Source organism: Spirillospora sp. CA-128828 (assembly GCF_050945415.1).
GTDB lineage: Bacteria > Actinomycetota > Actinomycetes > Streptosporangiales > Streptosporangiaceae > Spirillospora.
On sequence record NZ_CP191986.1, the window covers coordinates 1,423,464 to 1,439,692 of the forward strand.

Here is a 16,229-nt window from a genome sequence, read left to right on the forward strand (position 1 = left end):
CCGACCCGGTTTTCCGGACGGTCACGACGTGGCGGGCGGCTCTTGGGGATCGGGGACGGTGTTCGCGGCGGGGGAGGGGGGCTCCGGGGCCTCTTCGGCGGGAGGCTCCGGCCGATCGGCCCGGTCCTGCCGCTCCGAGTCGCGTTCGCCGTGCGTCCAGCGGCCGAAGCGTGACGTGCGGGTCGCGGCGACCTGCTCGCGGATCCGCTCGACGATCCGCCCGGCGGCCAGCCGGTGCGCCAGGTCGCAGGCCGAGGTGACGGCGCGGGCGCGGGAGGCGCCGTGCGCGATGACGACCGTCCCGTTCAGGCCGAGCAGGACGCCGCCGCCGTAGGTGTCGGGGTCGAGGCGGTCGCGCAGGTCCTGGAGGCGGCGGCGCTGGAGCAGGGCGCCCATCCGGGCGGCCGGGCTGGACGTCATCGTGTCGCGGATCTCGGCGAACGCGGTGCCGATCGTCCCTTCCATGGTCTTGAGCGCGACGTTGCCGGTGAAGCCGTCCGCGACGATGACGTCCACGCGGCCGCCGAGCAGGTCGTGGCCCTCGACGTTCCCGGCGAACTCGATGCCGTGGCTGCCGCCCGCGAGCAGCTCGTGGGCCCGCTTGGTGAGCTTGTTCCCCTTGCCCGGCTCGGCGCCGATGTTGAGCAGCCCCACGGACGGGCGGTCCAGCCCCAGCAGGATCTGCGCGTACGCGGTGCCGAGCGCGGCGAACTGGACGAGCGTCTCCGGCTTGACGTCCGAGGTGGCGCCCGCGTCCAGCAGGATCGTCGGCCGCGGACGCGTCGGCAGCGTCACCGCGATCGCCGGCCGCATCACGCCCTGCTGGCCCTTCAGCCGCAGCCGTGACGTCGCCACCACCCCGGCGGTGCTGCCCGCCGACACCAGCGCCGACGCCCGCCCCTGCTTGATCAGGTGGCAGGCGATCGCGATGGACGAGCGGGGCTTGCGCCAGCTGGCGAGCGCGCCCTCGTCCATGTCGAGGGCCTCCTCGGCGTGCACGATCGGGATCTTGCCGACGGCGCCGTGCCGGTCCAGCTCCCGCCGGATCCGCGGCGCCTGCCCGACCAGCACCACCCGGACCCCGTGCTCGCGGACCGCGTCGACCGCGCCCTCGATGATCTCCGCCGGGGCGTGGTCGCCGCCCATCGTGTCGACCGCGATCGGCAGCGGGCGCACCGTCGCCGGTCGGCGGAGCACCGCGGGGCGAGGCGTCGCGGCGCGCGACGGCTCGCCGGTGCCGGTCATGGCCGCTCCAGGAGGATGGAAGGAAACGCGGTGCGCCGCAAGAACGCAGCTCATCGCATCGTATGGCGTTCTTCCACCCGTCTTGACGGTGCCCGGCCGGAGTGGCGATCGTCACGCCGTCCCGGTCAGCCCTCCTTCTTCACGCAGTCGGCACCCAGGCACGGCGCGTTCTCCACGACCGGCCGGCCGTCCACGAGGATCGTGTAGTTGTTCTTGCGGGTCGCCTGCTCGCCGCTGCCGATGACCTCGACCGGCTTCTTGTCCGAGGTCGTGCCGGTGCAGGACACGCGCATCTTCCTCGGCGTCCAGCCGGGCAGGTCCTCGCACTTCAGCGCCGACGTCAGCGTCACGCCGCGCTTGTGCAACTCGGCGGTGGCGGTGACGGGCAGCGCCTTGCGCAGCGCGGCCTGCGTCTTGTAGGTCAACTCCTCGTGGCCCGACAGCAGCAGGTACGCGCCGCCGGCCACCGCGACGACCACGAGGAGCGCGGCGGAACCCAGGATCAGAGCCATGGTGCGGCTCATCTTGAGGCGCGGCACCTTCAGACGGGCCATCTTCACGCGGGCCATGTTCACGCGAGGTATCTTCACAATGGCTACGTCACCGACGGTACGCGGGCGTATGCACCGGGTGGTGGGTTTTTCCGTTCCGTATGCGGATTCCTTGCCCGGCTTCCTTTGCCCCGCGCCCCGGGCCGGTCCTGCCGGCTCAGCGGTTCTGCTGGTCGCAGCCGAGGCCGAGGCAGTCCTTGCGCAGCACCTCGCGCCCGCCCACGGTGACGACGTAGGACTCCCGTGGATCGGCTGTGTCGGCGTTGAGCGCGACGCCCTCCACTTTGACCGGTTCGCCGGTCGTGGTGCGGGCCGTGCAGCCGACGCGCACCACGGAGTCGCTCTCACGTCCCGGCGACTCGCACGTGGGACGGGCCTCCAGCTCGATCCCCCGCGCCTTCAGCTCGTCCACGACGCCGTCGGTGACGGCGTTGCGGTACGCCCCGTCCGAGATCCTCTGCATGACCTTGCAGCCGGACATGGTCACCGCGAGCAGGACGGCCAGCAGCACGGCCGGAACGCGTCTCATGAGGCGATCTCCGCCCGGCGCAGGCCGGCGACCGCGTCGGCCACCACGTCCGGACGGTCGAGCGGCACCATGTGCAGGGCGTCCGGCAGTTCGATCCGGCCGCCCCGCGGGCTCATCCGCGCGAGGTGCTCGTGGTCCTCGGACCATTCGCGTTTCTTGTCGGGTTTCTCCACGTCCCCCAGTGCGGTGACCACGGTCAGAGGGACGGGCGGGAACGGGCGCCGCTCACGCAGCCGCGCCAGGTCGGCGGCCTCCTCCCGGTAGGCCAGCTCCTCCGCGATGACCGCGCCGATCACCGTGCCGCGCCCGTACACCGACCGTACGACGTCCTCCGGGACGGCCTCGTCGCGCCGGCTGGTGTGCTTGAGGACCAGCCGCCGCCCGAGCGGCCCGGCGGCCTTTGCCAGCCGCGTCGCGCCGAGGAACGCGCCCGTCGCCGTGGCGAGCGGGGTCAGCGCGGCGGCGACCCGCACCCTCACGTGCGGGTCGCGCTCGTAGCTCGGATCGACCAGCACCATGCCCCGGACGAGTTCCGGCCGCAGCCTGGCCAGCGCCTCGGCGTGGAACGCCGCCATCGAGTGCGCGAGGACGGTCACCGGCCGTCCGGTGCGCTCCGCCAGCGCCTCCATGATCGCGGTGTCGCGGCGCAGCGACGGCGGTGCGACCGCCGCCGGGCTGAGGCCGAGGCCGGGGCGGTCGAACACGGTGACCCGGTACTCGTCGCGCAGCAGTGCCACCGCAGGGGTCCAGTCGAACCAGGCGCCGCCCAGCCCGGAGCTCAGCAGCAGCGGTGGTGCGTCCAGCGGCCCCGAATCGACCACGTGCACCTGCTCGCGGCCCACGTTCACGATCTCGCCCGCACCGTTCACAGACATGCCCCCTCCCGCGCCGCCGACGTTTCCCGCGCGTCCCGTGCCGCGTCCCGCCGGTCGGAGTACAGCGCCCATGCGATCGTCAGCAGCCCCAGGCACAGGACGGTGATCTGCACGCGCTGCACGATTCCGAGCCACTGTCCCAGGTACATCGCCCCCAGCGTGCTCAGTGCGAACACGGTCTCGGCGAGCGCGAGCAGCCAGCCCCAGCGGGCGAGCGCCGGCCACCAGCCGTACCGGCGGGCGGCGAGGGACAGCAGCAGCAGCGCGGCCACCCCGCAGACGATCACGGCGCTGCTGGTCACCGAGTGGAACTCGTGCGAGAACGACACGTTCTCGGAGCGCTCCCGCAGCGCGCACCAGGTCTCCAGGCTCGGGGCGCAGTCCAGCGGGAAGGACGCGTCGCCGATGGCGCACACGCCGAAGAGCCCGAGGAACGTCCACCCGGCCGTGGCCAGGGGCTTGCGCGTGAGCCTGCGGAGCGTCGCGACCGACACCAGGATCGACAGCACGCCGGTGATGAAGTCGCCGCCGCTGTAGACGAGGTGGAACGGCTGGTCGACGGCCGACAGTTCGCTCACGTAGCCGTTGAGGAAGTCCAGCTTCGGGCTGAGCACGTTCTCCAGGAAGAACGTCCCGTAGCTGATCGCCGCCACCAGCGCGAGGACGATCACGCGCATGGGTACGACGCCCGGCCCTTCCCGCTCGTCAGAGTCCACCCGGCTCCCCTCACGCTCGCACGATCGTGCGCCGATCGGTCCTGCCCGCCCCGTCCAGTATTTCCGAAGATCCCGCCGGTCGGTGACCTGGGGCGGCGTTTGACGAGTATCCGCTGGCCCAAGCCTTGCCGCAGGGTGATGGGGAAGTTGACGTGCCGTAGTCGTTGTACAAGCGGCGGGACGTCCAGCATGATGACGAGGCGATATGTCGGGATAGTCCGTGACCAGCCGTTGCCCCTCACCGGTAGGGGGTATTAATTCGGCATTAACCTGTCCCAAAGGGTTGAATGGGGGTGTCTCAAGCAGAACTGATCACGGTCCGTGACGACGCACCGGGGGTGCGATCCCGCCCGGCTGTGCGTTTCCCCGCTGACAGCAAGGAGTACCAACACGTGACACTGGTGAACGACGCGGCGCCCGCAGTGCGATCCACAGGTCGCAAGTTCCGCGCCTTCACGGCGAAGCACCTCGACGAGCTCACAGCTCGTGCGGGGCTGTCGCCCGCCCAGCGCCTCGCGACCCGGGCCGTGGCGACGGTCCTGCCGTTCCGGACGAACGCCTACGTGATCGACGAACTGATCGACTGGTCGGCCGCGCCCGACGATCCGATCTACCGGCTGGTCTTCCCGCAGGAGGACATGCTCCCCGCCGAGGACGTCGCGCACCTGTCGGACCTGCTGCGCCGCGAGGCCCCGAAGGCCGAGATCGAGGCCGCCGCCCGCCTGGTCCGGATGCGGCTGAACCCGCACCCCGCCGGCCAGATGGAGCTGAACATCCCGAGCTTCGGGGACGGCAAGATCCCGGGGATGCAGCACAAGTACGACGAGACCGTCCTGTACTTCCCCAAGCAGGGACAGACCTGCCACGCGTACTGCACGTACTGCTTCCGCTGGGCCCAGTTCGTCGGCGAGGCGGACCTGAAGATGGCCGGCGACGAGCCCACCGCGCTGCGCGACTACCTCCTCTCCCATCCCGAGGTGACCAGCGTCCTGTTCACCGGCGGTGACGCCATGATCATGGGCGAGCCGGTGCTGCGCCGCTACATCGAGCCGCTGCTCGACCTGGAGCAGCTCGAATCCATCCGGATCGGGACCAAGTCGCTCGCCTACTGGCCGCAGAAGTTCGTCACCGATCCCGACGCCGACGACATGCTCCGGCTGTTCGAGCAGGTCGTGGAGTCGGGCAAGAACCTCGCGTTCATGGCGCACTTCACGCACCCGCGCGAGCTGGAGCCCCTCATGGTCGCCGAGGCGTGCCGCCGCATCCGCGACACCGGTGCGATCATCCGCACCCAGGCCCCGCTCATCCGGATGATCAACGACGACGCCGCCACGTGGGAGTCCATGTGGCGCACCCAGACGCGGATGGGACTCGTCCCGTACTACATGTTCATCGAGCGCGACACGGGACCGCAGGATTACTTCGCCGTCCCGCTCGACCGTGCGTACGAGATCTTCCGGGACGCCTACAAGAACGTCTCCGGGCTCTCCCGCACCGTCCGGGGGCCGTCCATGTCGGCGACCCCGGGCAAGGTCTGCGTGGACGGCGTCATCGACCTGATGGGCCAGAAGGTGTTCGCGCTGCACTTCATCCAGTGCCGCGACGCCGACCTGGTAGGCAAGCCCTTCTTCGCCCAGTACGACCCCGACGCGGTCTGGCTGGACGACCTGAAGCCCGCCTTCGCCGACCGCTTCCCCTGGCAGAAGTAACCGCCGTGTGGCGTGTTCGCCCGGCCTAGGGCGAACACGCCATCTGGGTACGTACCCGGCCCAAGTGAGTAGGCCTGGCTGCTGCAGGCCTGGCTGCTGTGGCCCCCGCGCCCGAAGGTCAGCGGAGGTGGCGAGTGAGGAACAGGCACGCGACCAGGGCGGCGGCGCCGCACAGAGCCATGACGTGGCCGGGCGCCATGATCTCGCCCAGGGCGCCCGCCGCGCCGATGCCGGCCGCCTGGCCGGTCATCAGGCCGCTGCCGTACAGGCCGATCGCCTGCCCGCGGATCTCCTCGGGCACCGCGTCCACGAGGCGGCGCTGGACGGCCAGTTCGTAGCCCAGCCCGAACGTCCCGGCCGCCATCAGCGCGCACGCCGGGAGCAGGCCCGGTCCGAACACGAACAGCAGGAGCGGGGCGCCGGTCAGCGCGGCCAGCGGCAGCGTGAGACGTTCCCGCAGGTCCGGGCGGACCCAGCGGCCCACCACGAGATTCCCCCCGAACATCCCGGCGGCTGCGGCGGACAGCAGCAGCCCGGCCGCGTCCGGATCGCCCAGGTGCCCCGCGTACGGGACGGCGATCCCCTCCGCCCCCACCGACAGGGAGATCGGCAGCCAGCCCGCCAGGAGCGGTCCCCGCGTGCCGCGGCCGCCCAGCAGGCGCCGGTTGGTCCGCCACGTCTCGGCCGCCATCCCCGCGGACGGCGGACGGGAGGGCGGCGCGGCGTCCGGGAGCCGGAACCGTGCCAGCACGGCGGCCAGCGCCGCGCCGGCCGCCGCGAGCCAGAGCGTCCCGGCCGGGGTGAGCACCGCCAGCAGCAGCCCGCCCGCCGCCTGACCGGCGATCTGGGCGCCCGCGCTGGTCATCGTGAACAGCGACCGGCCGAGCACGTAGCCGTCCCCCGGCAGCAGGGCCGGCAGCCGGGCCTGGACGGTCGCCCCTCCGACCGGCGCGAACAGCCCCACGACGACGAGCAGCGCCATGACCAGCGGCAGCGGCAGGCCGCCCAGGGCGAGGACGGCCGTGACCGCCAGGCGCAGCAGGTGGTAGCCGGTGAGCAGCCGCCGCGCCGGGACGCGGTCGGCGAGCGAGAGCAGCAGGGCGCCGCCGATCACGTAAGGGAGCATCCCGGCGGCGAAGACGAGCGCCGCGGCGACGGGTGAGCCCGTCCGCTCGAACGTCTGGACCGACAGCGCGATCGTGCGGATCGAGTCGCCGGCCACTTGCAGCGTCTGAAGGGAGAACAGCGTCCGGAACTCGGGGACGCCGAACACGTCGCGGTACCGGGCGGTCGCCGTCGGGGGAGCGGTCATGACGCTGACTCTGCGATCGCGGCCGCCGTCCGGGACAATGTTTCGGGGAGGAGCGAAACATGTACCGCATCGAGGTGGGGCCGGGCGACCTCGCGGCCAGCCGGTTCGGGATCGCGCCCCTGATCGAGGTGCACAGTGCGCTCGGCCTGCTCGCAGGCCGGATGCCGATCGGTCCGCTGGGGCCGTGGGTGGAGCGGGCCCGCCCGGCGTACCGGCGGGTCGCCGGCGATCCGGCCGTCCGGGCACTGGCCTTCCTGCGCCGCCCGCACGGGTACATGGCCGACTTCGTCGTCCCGCCGCCCGCCCGGCCGAACCTCACGGTCGCCGAGCAGCTGGCGACGGTGCGCGCGACACCGCTCGACCAGGCACGCCGGGAGATCGCCCGGAACCTGGAGGGGCTGCCGGAGCCGGACGCAGTCGTCCGGGACGTGCTGGACGCCCCCGACATGGTCGAACGGCTCGCCACCGGGCTGGAGACCGCCTGGCGCGCCCTGCTGGAACCCGACTGGACGGTGCTGCGGTCGATCCTGGAGCGCGACATCGTCCATCGCGCCGGACGGCTGGCCGCCTACGGCTGGGCGGAGGCGCTGGACGGCCTGTCCCGCCAGGTGCGCTGGCGGGACGGCGTGATCGAGGCGGACATCCGCGCCGATGCCACCTTCCGGCTCGGCGGGGCCGGGCTGACGTTCGTGCCGGTCGTCTTCTCCGAGCTCGGCGCCGCGCTCGACCAGGACTGGCCGTACACGCTGATGTACCGGGCCAGGGGGGTGGCGGCGCTCTGGGAGAGCCGCCCGCCGCGTGGCTCCGACGCGCTCGCGAAGCTGGTGGGACGCACCCGCGCCGACCTGCTGCGCCTGCTCGCCGATCCCGCCACGACCACCTGGCTGAGCGCGCGGCTGCGGATGAGCGTCGGCGGGATCGGTGACCACCTCGCCGTGCTGCGCGCGTCCGGGCTCGTCATGAGGGAGCGCAGCGGCCGGTCCGTCCTCTACCGGCGGACGGCCGTCGGCGACGTCCTCGTGGGGGACGACTGAGGCCGCCCCGGGGGTTCCGGGACGGCCTCGGTGCGGGGGCTCAGGAGCGCTTGTGGCGGGTGCGCGGCAGCAGCGCCGCCGCGGCCACCAGCCACAGGAGGCCGCCGAACCGGATGACCGGGATCAGCGGCGCGAACCCGTCGGCGAGCAGGGTCAGCGTGGACAGCATCCCGGCGACGGCCAGGCCCAGCCCGATCCAGGTGAGCGGGCGCGGCAGCAGCCGGGCGAGCAGGCCGGTCACGGAGATCCCGGCGACCAGCATCGCGAAGCCCGCGCCGTAGGCGGGGCCGCCGGCCAGGAACGACAGGTCGGCGAGCGCGCGGGCGAGCGCCGGGCTCGCGTCGTCCGGCAGCCGGCCGCCCGTCCAGGCGAGCATCGCGCTCAGCGTCAGCGCGCTGGAGGCCAGCAGCCCGCCGGCCAGGGTGATCGCCGAGCCCGGCGCCGTGACGCCGAGGGCGCGCAGCCGCCGGTAGAGGACGGCCGCCAGCAGCGCCAGCGGGATCGCCGAGGCCAGCAGCAGCCAGGAGCCCGCCTTGATCGCGGTGCCGTGCTCCTGCGCGTACCGCAGCACCTCGGCGCCCGTCGCGCCGGGATGCGGGGTGGACCGGTTGGCGATCACGTAGCCAATGGTCAGCGCGGTGAAGGACAGGACCGGGGCGAGCAGCGGCGGTCCGGACTGCGGCCGGCGGCCCGCGGTCGCGGGACGGTCCGGGACGGAAGCGGTGGTCATGACATCTCCTTCGGTCGCGTTCAGCGAAGTGCTATACGAACGATAATGATTACAAAGTAGAACGATTGTCAAGCCGCTATCATGTACACATGAGCATGAATCGTGAGGGTGACGGTCCCGCGATCCCGGTCGGAGTGGCGTTTCTGCTGGCCCAGCTGGGTGCGCACGCGGCCGGCCGGTTCGCCGAGCGGATCGCCGAACTGGAGCTGACGCCGCCGCAGGCCGGGCTGCTGCGCATGCTGGCCGGTGCGCCCGGACGCAGCCAGCGGGAACTCGCCGACTCGCTCGGCATGCCGCCGAGCCGGTTCGTCCCGTTCGCGGACGAACTGGAGGAGCGGGGGCTGATCGAACGCCGCAGGAATCCCGGCGACCGGCGCCTCTACGCGCTGTACCTGACCGAGAAGGGGTTCACCCTGCTGGGCGGGCTCGCGGAGGCGGGCGCGGCGCACGAGAAGGAGATGACCCAGGCGCTCTCAGAAGACGAACACCGGCGGTTGAAGACGCTGCTGGAGCGCGTGGCCGAGCAGCAGGGGCTCGGCATGGGCGTCCACCCCGGCTTCCGGCGCCTCAAGCCGGGCGGGGCGGGGTGAGCAGGGCGGGGGTCGAGACGGGTGAGGCCGTCCCGGAACGCGGGACGGCCTCGGAGAACGTTCGGCTCGGCGGACGCCTCAGGTGCCGTAGACGGGCACGATCGTTGCGCGGGCCAGGGTGTGGGCGGTGATGTTGAAGCCCACGACGGCCGGCGAGGTGTCCGAGCCCAGGCCGAGCGACTCCACGTCCAGCGCGTGGACGGTGAAGACGTAGCGGTGCGGGTCGCCGGGCGGCGGGGCGGCGCCGCCGAACGCCTTGGTCCCGTAGTCGTTGCGGGCGTGCACGCCGACCTTCGAGTCCTCGGCTCCGGCTCCCGCGGGCAGCTCGGTCACGGACGCGGGGACGTCGAACAGCGACCAGTGCCAGAAGCCGCTGCCCGTCGGCGCGTCCGGGTCGTAGCAGGTCACCGCGAAGCTCTTCGTCTCCGCCGGGAAACCGGACCACCGCAGGTGCGGGGACTCGTTGCCGCCGCTGAACCCCCAGTCGTCGAACACGTGCCTGTCCGCGAGCCGCTCGCCGTCGGTGACGTCGTCGCTGGTGACGGTGAACGACGGGACCTCGGGCAGGTGCTCGTGCGGAAGCGGCGGCTTGCCGGCCATGGCGACCTCCTACATCAGGATCTGCGTGACCCCCCATCTCTATCAGGGGCCTCACGTCTTGACGGCACCCATCGTGAACCCGGTGACGAAACGGTCCAGGAACAGGTTGAACAGGAACGCGATCGGCACCGCGGTGATCACGGTGGACGCCTGGAGCGACTGCCAGAAGAACACGTCCCCCCGGACGAGCTGGGTCGGCACGCCGGTGCTGACCACCATCTCCGGGCTCGCCGACACGAACGCCAGCGCGTACACGAACTCGCTCGACGTGAGCGTGAAGCTGAACACGACGACCGCGACGATCCCCGGGAACACCAGCGGCAGGACCGTCCGCAGGAACGCGCCCAGACGGCTGTAGCCGTCCACCATGGCCTGTTCCTCGACGTCCTTCGGGACCGCCTTCAGGAAGCCGATCAGCAGCCACACCGACACCGGGATCGTGATCGTCGGATACACGACGATCATCGACCACAGCGTGTCCTCCAGGTGCAGCGCCACCACGACGCGGGTCAGCGACAGGAACAGCAGCGACGGCGGCACCAGGTACACCATGAAGATCGCGATGCCCATCGGGGTGCCCCACGGACGGTCGAGGCGCGCGAGCGAGTAGGCGGCCGGCAGCGCGAGCAGCAGCGTGATCGCCACCACCGCCGCGCCGACGATCAGCGTGTTCGCCACGAACGTCAGGAACGGCGTGTCGGTGAACAGGAACGTCACGTGGTCGGGCGTCGCCGGCTTGTTGAAGAAGAACGGGTTGCTCTCCGGGTTGTACAGGTCCTGGTTCTGCTTGAACGCGCTGATCACGCTCCACAGGAACGGCAGCGCGCACACCAGCGCCGAGAGGATCGCCGCCGCGTACACCCCGCACCGGGCCGCCACGTGCCGCCGCGCGTACCGCCGCCGAAGCCCCGCCATGTCCTGCGCGGTGGTCGTAATCATCCGGCCTCCAGGCGTCTTACTGTGCGCAGGATCGCGACCGCGCCCGCGAGCAGCAGCGGGAACAGGAACAGCGCGATGGCGGCGCCCTGGCCGACGTCCCCGCCCTCGATGCCCCGGAAGTACGCCCACGACGCCAGCACGTCCGTCGAGTGCGTGGGGCCGCCCCGCGTCAGCACGTACGGGACCGTCATGTCGGTGAACGTCATGATCGCGCCGAACAGGCCGGCGACGGCGATCACCGGCAGTGTCAGCGGGATCGTCACCTCGAACATCCGCCGCCAGAACCCGGCGCCATCGATCCGGGCGGCCTCGTCGATGTCGCGGGGGATCGCGACCAGCCCGGCCATCACGATCACCGCGGCGAGCGGGGTCAGCCGCCATGTCTGCACCGCGATCACCGACGCCATCGCCGTGCCGGGACGCCCCAGCCAGACGACGTTCGCGTCGATCAGCCCGAGATGGCGGAGCACCCAGTCGAGCGGCGAGTAGATCGAGTCCAGGAACCACAGCCACGAGATCGTCGACAGCGCCACCGGCGTCGTCCACGGCAGCAGCACCAGGAACCGGACGAACCACTTGCCGCGGAAGTCGGCGACCAGGATGTTCGCGAGGATCTTCCCGAACACGACGATCAGCACCATGCTCACCAGCGTGAAGATCAGCGTGTTCCGCAGCGCACGCCAGAACACCCCGTCCCCGAAGATCTCGTCGAAGTTGCGGAACCCGACGAAGTCGAAGGACGGGTCGCCGGTCGTCACGTCCGAGAACGCGAACGCGATGGCCAGCAGGAACGGAACGCCGACCAGCGCGATGATGTAGACGACAGACGGCAGCAGCATCACCCACGCGAGGAACCCCTCGCGGTCGGACAGCGCCGCCTTCGTGCGCACCTTCGGCGGTTCGACCATGACGGGCTTCGCGCCGGTCCGCGCGTGCGTCATGGCGCGTCCCCGAGGGGCACGGCGGCGGTGCGGGCACCCGATCCGGCGTCGAAGAACCGGAGCCTGTCCGACGGCACCGCGAACTCGTGCGTCTCCCCGGCCTCCAGCGGCGTCTCCACGGTGGCGGGCAGCCGGGCGATGACGCGGGTCTCCTCGCCGATGCCCGTGACCGTGCCGTACACGTGCCGGTCGCCTGACAGGTACTCCACCCGCTCCACCTGCAACGGCATGGTCAGCCGCGGCTCGGACACCACGTTCCCGGCGGGCAGCAGATGCTCGGGACGGAACCCCACCAGCGCGTCGTCCCGCCTCACCAGGTTCATCGGCGGCGACCCGATGAACGTCGCGACGAACGTGTCGGACGGGTCGTCGTACACCTCCTGCGGCGTCCCGATCTGCCGGACCCGGCCGTGCTCCAGCACCGCGATCCGGTCCCCGAGGCCCATCGCCTCCGCCTGGTCGTGGGTGACGTAGATCGTGGTCGTCCCGACCCGCTCCTGGAAGCGTTTCAGCTCGTCCCGCGCCGTCGCGCGCATCTTCGCGTCCAGGTTGGACAGCGGCTCGTCCAGCAGGAACACCGCCGGGTCCCGGACGAGAGCGCGTGCCAGTGCCACCCGCTGCCGCTCCCCGCCCGACAGTTGACGCGGCTTGCGGCGCAGCAGCGGCTCGATCTCCAGCAGGTCCGCCGCCCACTTCGCCTTGCGCTCCCGCTCGTCACGGGCCATGCCCTCCGCGCGCAACGGGAAGACGATGTTGTCCTTCACCGTCTTGTGCGGATAGAGCGCGTACGACTGGAAGACCATCGCGATCTGCCGGACCCGCGGCGGAAGCCCGTTCACCACGTTCCCGCCGATGAGCACCTCGCCCTCGGTGGGCTGCTCCAGGCCCGCGATCGTGCGCAGCAGCGTCGTCTTCCCGCAGCCGGACGGCCCGAGCAGCACCAGGTACTCCCCGGGCTCGGCCGCCAGATCCACGCCGTCCAGCGCCCGCACTTGCTCCGACCGCCCGCGCCGCGCCCGCACATGCCCGTCGAAGGTCTTCACCAGCCCCTTGACCTCAACCGTGTTCAACTGCCTCGCCTCCGCTCGGCGCTGTTCACTTCGGGTCAGCCGCCGACGAGGCCGCGGGTGCGCCAGTTGCCGAAGATCGCGTTGACGCGCTTCTCCGCCTCCGCGACCGCCTGGCCCGCGGACGCCTGGCCGCGGGCGGCGCGGCCGAACATCGTCGGCAGCACGTTGGTGTTGAAGATCTCGCCGATCGCCGGGTTGGACGGGCCCGGGTAGCCGATGTTCGCGCTCCACGACGTCGCCGTCTTCAGCAGGCTCAGCTTGTTCGCGGGCTTGGCGCCCCACGGGTCGTCGTCGAGCCAGCCGTTCAGCTGCGGCACGATCGACGGCCACCCCGGCAGGTCGTACAGCTCGGAGTAGTACGACACCGACGGGAAGTTCGCCGTGTAGTGCAGCAGGAACTCCTTCGCCGCGTCCGGGTTGGCCGCGTACTTCGGGACGATCCACTGCTGGATCACGTGCTGGGCCGCCAGCGCCGCCTTCGGGCCGCGCAGCGCGGGCACGAAGAAGATGTCGTCGCCGATCGTCCGGTTGGTGCCCATCGCGGTGCGCCACGCCGAGATCGAGTTCAGGATGTAGGACGACTTGCCGGCGATGAGCGCCTGGTTGTTGGACGCGGGCGTCCAGGAGAAGACCTCACTGGTCTCGGCGCCCTTGAACAGCCGCGCCATGTACTCGACGGCGGCGACGGTCGCGTCCGAGTTGAGCACGACCTTCTCGTTCTCGTCCTGGACGGACCCGCCGAACGACCACAGCAGTGCCCGCGCCGCCATGTTCGAGTCGGTCTCCGGCGACAGCCCGATCCCGCACGGCACCCCGGTCTGCTTCTTGATCTCCGACGCGCCGCGCAGCAGGTCGTCCCAGCTCGCCGGCCCGTTCGGCATCCCCGCCTTCTGCCACATCGACTTGCGGTAGTCGCCCGGGTCGGGCGACCAGCCGGGGCAGTACGCGTAGAACCGCCTGGTGTTCGGGTTGTAGCTCGACTTGCGGCACAGCTCCAGCTGCTTACCCCACCGCTTGCTGGCCTCCTGGACGAGGTCGGTCATGTCCAGGACGGACGGCTCGTACTGCGAGAACGGCGCGATGTGCTGGATCAGGTCGTGGCCTCGTCCCGCCTGGATCTCCGACGCGGCCCGGCGGGGGACGTCCACCGTGTTGATGTGGTCGACCCGGACGTTCACCCCGACCTTCTTGCCCCAGTCGGAGAGGAACTTGTCGAACCACTTGTCGTGCCGGGGCACGAAGTGGCTCCACATCAGGATGCTGAGCGAGCCGCTCAGCTTCTTCGCGGGGGAGGTGAACACCTCCTTCGGCGCGTTCCCGGAGCTCTTCGCCTGTGGGCCGCTGGTCTCGCTGGCGCACGCCGCCAGGACGCCGTAAGCGCCCGCCGCGAGCGCCGTGGAGGACAGGAAGCCGCGTCTGCTGATGGGGCTGAGCCGCTCGGCCATGGGATTCTCCCTCGCCGCTGAAGGTCTCCCTTACGACCGTAGATCCGCTAGGCCGCACCATCCAGCGACGATCCGATAACTCTGCGTCACTATGGCACCGCAGGGCACACCCGCCCCCGCGGCACCGGCCACCGGCTCCTTGCGGCCCCGCCCGACGGCTGCTTTTCGTGCGCCCGTTACTTGCCGGTGGCCTCGATGTACGCGGCGACGACCTCTTCGGGGTCGCCGTCCATGTGCATGCGGCCCTCGTCGATCCAGATGACGCGGTCGCACATCTCCTTGACCGTGTCCAGCTGGTGCGCGACGAGGAACACCGCGCCGGCATCCTTGCGCAGCTCGTCGACCCGGCGCTTGCTCTTCTTCTTGAACTTGGCGTCGCCGGTGGCGAGGGCCTCGTCGATCAGCAGCACGTCGTGGGTCTTGGCCGCGGCGATCGCGAACCGGAGCCGGGCGCCCATGCCGGACGAGTACGTCCGCATGGGGTACTGGATGAAGCCCTCCTTGAGACCGGCGAAGTCGACGATCTCCTTGTACTTCGCCTTCGTCTCGGTGGGGGACATGCCCATGGCCAGGCAGCCGAGGACGATGTTGCGCTCGCCGGTGAGGTCCTTCATCAGGGCCGCGTTCACGCCGAGCAGGGACGGCTGCCCGTCGGTGTAGACGCCGCCGCTGTGCGGGGGCAGCAGCCCCGCGATGGCCTTGAGGAGCGTCGACTTGCCGGAGCCGTTGGTGCCGATGATCCCGACGGCCTCGCCCCGGTAGGCCACGAACGACAGGCCCTTGATCGCGTGCACCTCGGTCATCGAGGGACGGTGCTTGCGGCGCAGGACACGGGACATCGCCGACGCGGCGTTGCCCTTGCCGCCCGCTCCGTACACCCGGTAGACGATGTGCAGGTCGTCCACGACGACGATCGGCTCCCGGGTCGGGTCGATGTCCAGCGCCCCGCGGACCATAGTGTCAGCCACGGCCGTATCGCTCCTCGGCACGGTAGAAGAACAGGAATCCGCCGGCCAGCATCACGACGGCCCACAGGACGGCGTACAGCCACAGCTGCCCCGACGTGTCCATGTTGTAGACGGCCTCGACGTGCTCACGGTATTTGCCGAGCAGCACGTGCCGGCTCAGCTCGACGTACACGTACGCCGGGTTGGCCTTCAGGAGCTCGGCCAGCCAGGGGTACTCGGCCAGCCGGGAGCCCGGCTTCATCAGCGACGGCAGGCTGAAGATCACGCCGGACATGTAGAGCCAGGTCCGCATGACGAACGGCAGCAGCTGGGTGATGTCCCGGTTGAACGCGCCCAGCCGCGCCATGACCATGCTGATGCCGACGTTGAACATGAGCTGGAGCCCCACGACCGGGACGAACAGCAGCATGTCGAGGTCGATCGGCTCCCCCTTCGCGAAGATGATCGCGAAGAGCACGACCAGGGCCAGCAGCAGCTGCTGGAACTCGACGACCGCGATGGCCAGCGGCAGCGTCGCGCGCGGGAAGTGCAGCGCCCTGATCAGGGAGAGGTTGTCGCCGACCGACTTGGACCCCGAGGTGACGGAGCGCTGCGTGAAGCCGAAGAGGAAGACGCCGGTCACCAGGAAGGGGATGAAGTCCGGCAACCCCCGGCTGGTGTTCAGCAGCTTTCCGAAGATCAGATAGTAGACGGCCGCGTTCAGCAGCGGGGTGAGCAGCTGCCATACCTGACCCAGGCGCGAGTCCGTGTACATCGAGATGTTCTTGGCGGATGCGAACGCCCAGATGAAGTTCCGGCGAGCCCAAACATCCTGGATGTACTTGCGCAGCGGGGGGCGCGCAGCGCTCTGCCTCAGGCCATACCGTGCGGCGTAGTCGGCCAGCGTCTCGTTCACGTGAGGAGACTCCGCGATCGTTCCGACCGACTCGCCACCCGGGGAAGCGAGCCTTTCCGGGTGACTCATGCCGCGAAGCC

General features: G+C 70.9%; 17 protein-coding genes. 3 read left to right on the forward strand and 14 right to left on the reverse strand.

The genetic code is table 11. The features are described from left to right. Window positions 1–21: 21 nt before the first annotated feature. The 5 genes from plsX to ACQPXG_RS07385 all read right to left on the reverse strand — a co-directional run bounded on the left by plsX (window position 22) and on the right by ACQPXG_RS07385 (window position 3,916). On the reverse strand, window positions 22–1,245 hold the full coding sequence (gene plsX, locus ACQPXG_RS07365; RefSeq protein ID WP_433466856.1) for a phosphate acyltransferase PlsX: 1,224 nt from the start codon (window positions 1,243–1,245) through the stop codon (window positions 22–24). A 125-nt stretch (window positions 1,246–1,370) separates the two neighbouring features. Then, complete coding sequence (locus ACQPXG_RS07370; RefSeq protein ID WP_433469914.1) at window positions 1,371–1,799, reverse strand: hypothetical protein; 429 nt, start codon at window positions 1,797–1,799, stop codon at window positions 1,371–1,373. A 154-nt stretch (window positions 1,800–1,953) separates the two neighbouring features. Further along, window positions 1,954–2,325 carry a hypothetical protein gene (locus tag ACQPXG_RS07375; protein ID WP_433466857.1) on the reverse strand — a complete coding sequence of 124 codons (372 nt, stop codon included), beginning with the start codon at window positions 2,323–2,325 and terminating at the stop codon, window positions 1,954–1,956. After that, window positions 2,322–3,200: an alpha/beta fold hydrolase gene (locus tag ACQPXG_RS07380; protein WP_433466858.1), complete on the reverse strand. Its 879-nt coding sequence runs from the start codon at window positions 3,198–3,200 to the stop codon at window positions 2,322–2,324. The genes ACQPXG_RS07375 and ACQPXG_RS07380 overlap by 4 nt, the downstream gene beginning before the upstream one ends. Further along, window positions 3,191–3,916: a DUF998 domain-containing protein gene (locus ACQPXG_RS07385; RefSeq protein WP_433466859.1), complete on the reverse strand. Its 726-nt coding sequence runs from the start codon at window positions 3,914–3,916 to the stop codon at window positions 3,191–3,193. Before ACQPXG_RS07385 ends, ACQPXG_RS07380 begins: the two co-directional genes overlap by 10 nt. Before the next feature lie 392 nt (window positions 3,917–4,308). Between ACQPXG_RS07385 and ACQPXG_RS07390 the strand changes: the two genes are divergently transcribed. Continuing rightward, on the forward strand, window positions 4,309–5,625 hold the full coding sequence (locus ACQPXG_RS07390) for a KamA family radical SAM protein (protein WP_433466860.1): 1,317 nt from the start codon (window positions 4,309–4,311) through the stop codon (window positions 5,623–5,625). Window positions 5,626–5,743: 118 nt separating this feature from the next. Here the strand turns inward: ACQPXG_RS07390 and ACQPXG_RS07395 are convergent, their stop codons facing one another. After that, a complete protein-coding gene (locus ACQPXG_RS07395) occupies window positions 5,744–6,937 on the reverse strand; it encodes an MFS transporter (protein ID WP_433466861.1) in 1,194 nt (397 codons plus the stop codon). 59 nt (window positions 6,938–6,996) lie between these two features. On the opposite strand from ACQPXG_RS07395, the gene ACQPXG_RS07400 reads away from it, so the two are divergent. Then, window positions 6,997–7,971 (forward strand): ArsR/SmtB family transcription factor, encoded by a 975-nt coding sequence (locus tag ACQPXG_RS07400; RefSeq protein ID WP_433466862.1) that lies wholly within the window; start codon window positions 6,997–6,999, stop codon window positions 7,969–7,971. Window positions 7,972–8,011: 40 nt separating this feature from the next. Here the strand turns inward: ACQPXG_RS07400 and ACQPXG_RS07405 are convergent, their stop codons facing one another. Beyond that, window positions 8,012–8,701 (reverse strand): hypothetical protein, encoded by a 690-nt coding sequence (locus ACQPXG_RS07405; protein WP_433466863.1) that lies wholly within the window; start codon window positions 8,699–8,701, stop codon window positions 8,012–8,014. 89 nt (window positions 8,702–8,790) lie between these two features. Between ACQPXG_RS07405 and ACQPXG_RS07410 the strand changes: the two genes are divergently transcribed. Next, window positions 8,791–9,291 (forward strand): MarR family winged helix-turn-helix transcriptional regulator, encoded by a 501-nt coding sequence (locus tag ACQPXG_RS07410; RefSeq protein ID WP_433466864.1) that lies wholly within the window; start codon window positions 8,791–8,793, stop codon window positions 9,289–9,291. 78 nt (window positions 9,292–9,369) lie between these two features. On the opposite strand, the gene ACQPXG_RS07415 is transcribed toward ACQPXG_RS07410, so the two are convergent. The 7 genes from ACQPXG_RS07415 to ACQPXG_RS07445 all read right to left on the reverse strand — a co-directional run bounded on the left by ACQPXG_RS07415 (window position 9,370) and on the right by ACQPXG_RS07445 (window position 16,149). Continuing rightward, window positions 9,370–9,891 (reverse strand): YbhB/YbcL family Raf kinase inhibitor-like protein, encoded by a 522-nt coding sequence (locus ACQPXG_RS07415; protein WP_433466865.1) that lies wholly within the window; start codon window positions 9,889–9,891, stop codon window positions 9,370–9,372. A gap of 51 nt (window positions 9,892–9,942) precedes the next feature. Beyond that, window positions 9,943–10,830, reverse strand: coding sequence for a carbohydrate ABC transporter permease (locus tag ACQPXG_RS07420; protein WP_433466866.1), 888 nt, complete (start codon window positions 10,828–10,830; stop codon window positions 9,943–9,945). Next, on the reverse strand, window positions 10,827–11,771 hold the full coding sequence (locus ACQPXG_RS07425) for a carbohydrate ABC transporter permease (RefSeq protein ID WP_433466867.1): 945 nt from the start codon (window positions 11,769–11,771) through the stop codon (window positions 10,827–10,829). Before ACQPXG_RS07425 ends, ACQPXG_RS07420 begins: the two co-directional genes overlap by 4 nt. After that, window positions 11,768–12,841, reverse strand: a complete 1,074-nt coding sequence (locus ACQPXG_RS07430; protein WP_433466868.1) for an ABC transporter ATP-binding protein — start codon at window positions 12,839–12,841, stop codon at window positions 11,768–11,770. The genes ACQPXG_RS07425 and ACQPXG_RS07430 overlap by 4 nt, the downstream gene beginning before the upstream one ends. A gap of 35 nt (window positions 12,842–12,876) precedes the next feature. Continuing rightward, window positions 12,877–14,286 carry an ABC transporter substrate-binding protein gene (locus tag ACQPXG_RS07435; RefSeq protein WP_433466869.1) on the reverse strand — a complete coding sequence of 470 codons (1,410 nt, stop codon included), beginning with the start codon at window positions 14,284–14,286 and terminating at the stop codon, window positions 12,877–12,879. 176 nt (window positions 14,287–14,462) lie between these two features. After that, window positions 14,463–15,242, reverse strand: coding sequence for an ABC transporter ATP-binding protein (locus tag ACQPXG_RS07440; RefSeq protein ID WP_433469915.1), 780 nt, complete (start codon window positions 15,240–15,242; stop codon window positions 14,463–14,465). Between the two features lie 4 nt (window positions 15,243–15,246). Further along, window positions 15,247–16,149: an ABC transporter permease gene (locus tag ACQPXG_RS07445; RefSeq protein WP_433466870.1), complete on the reverse strand. Its 903-nt coding sequence runs from the start codon at window positions 16,147–16,149 to the stop codon at window positions 15,247–15,249. Window positions 16,150–16,229 lie beyond the last annotated feature (80 nt).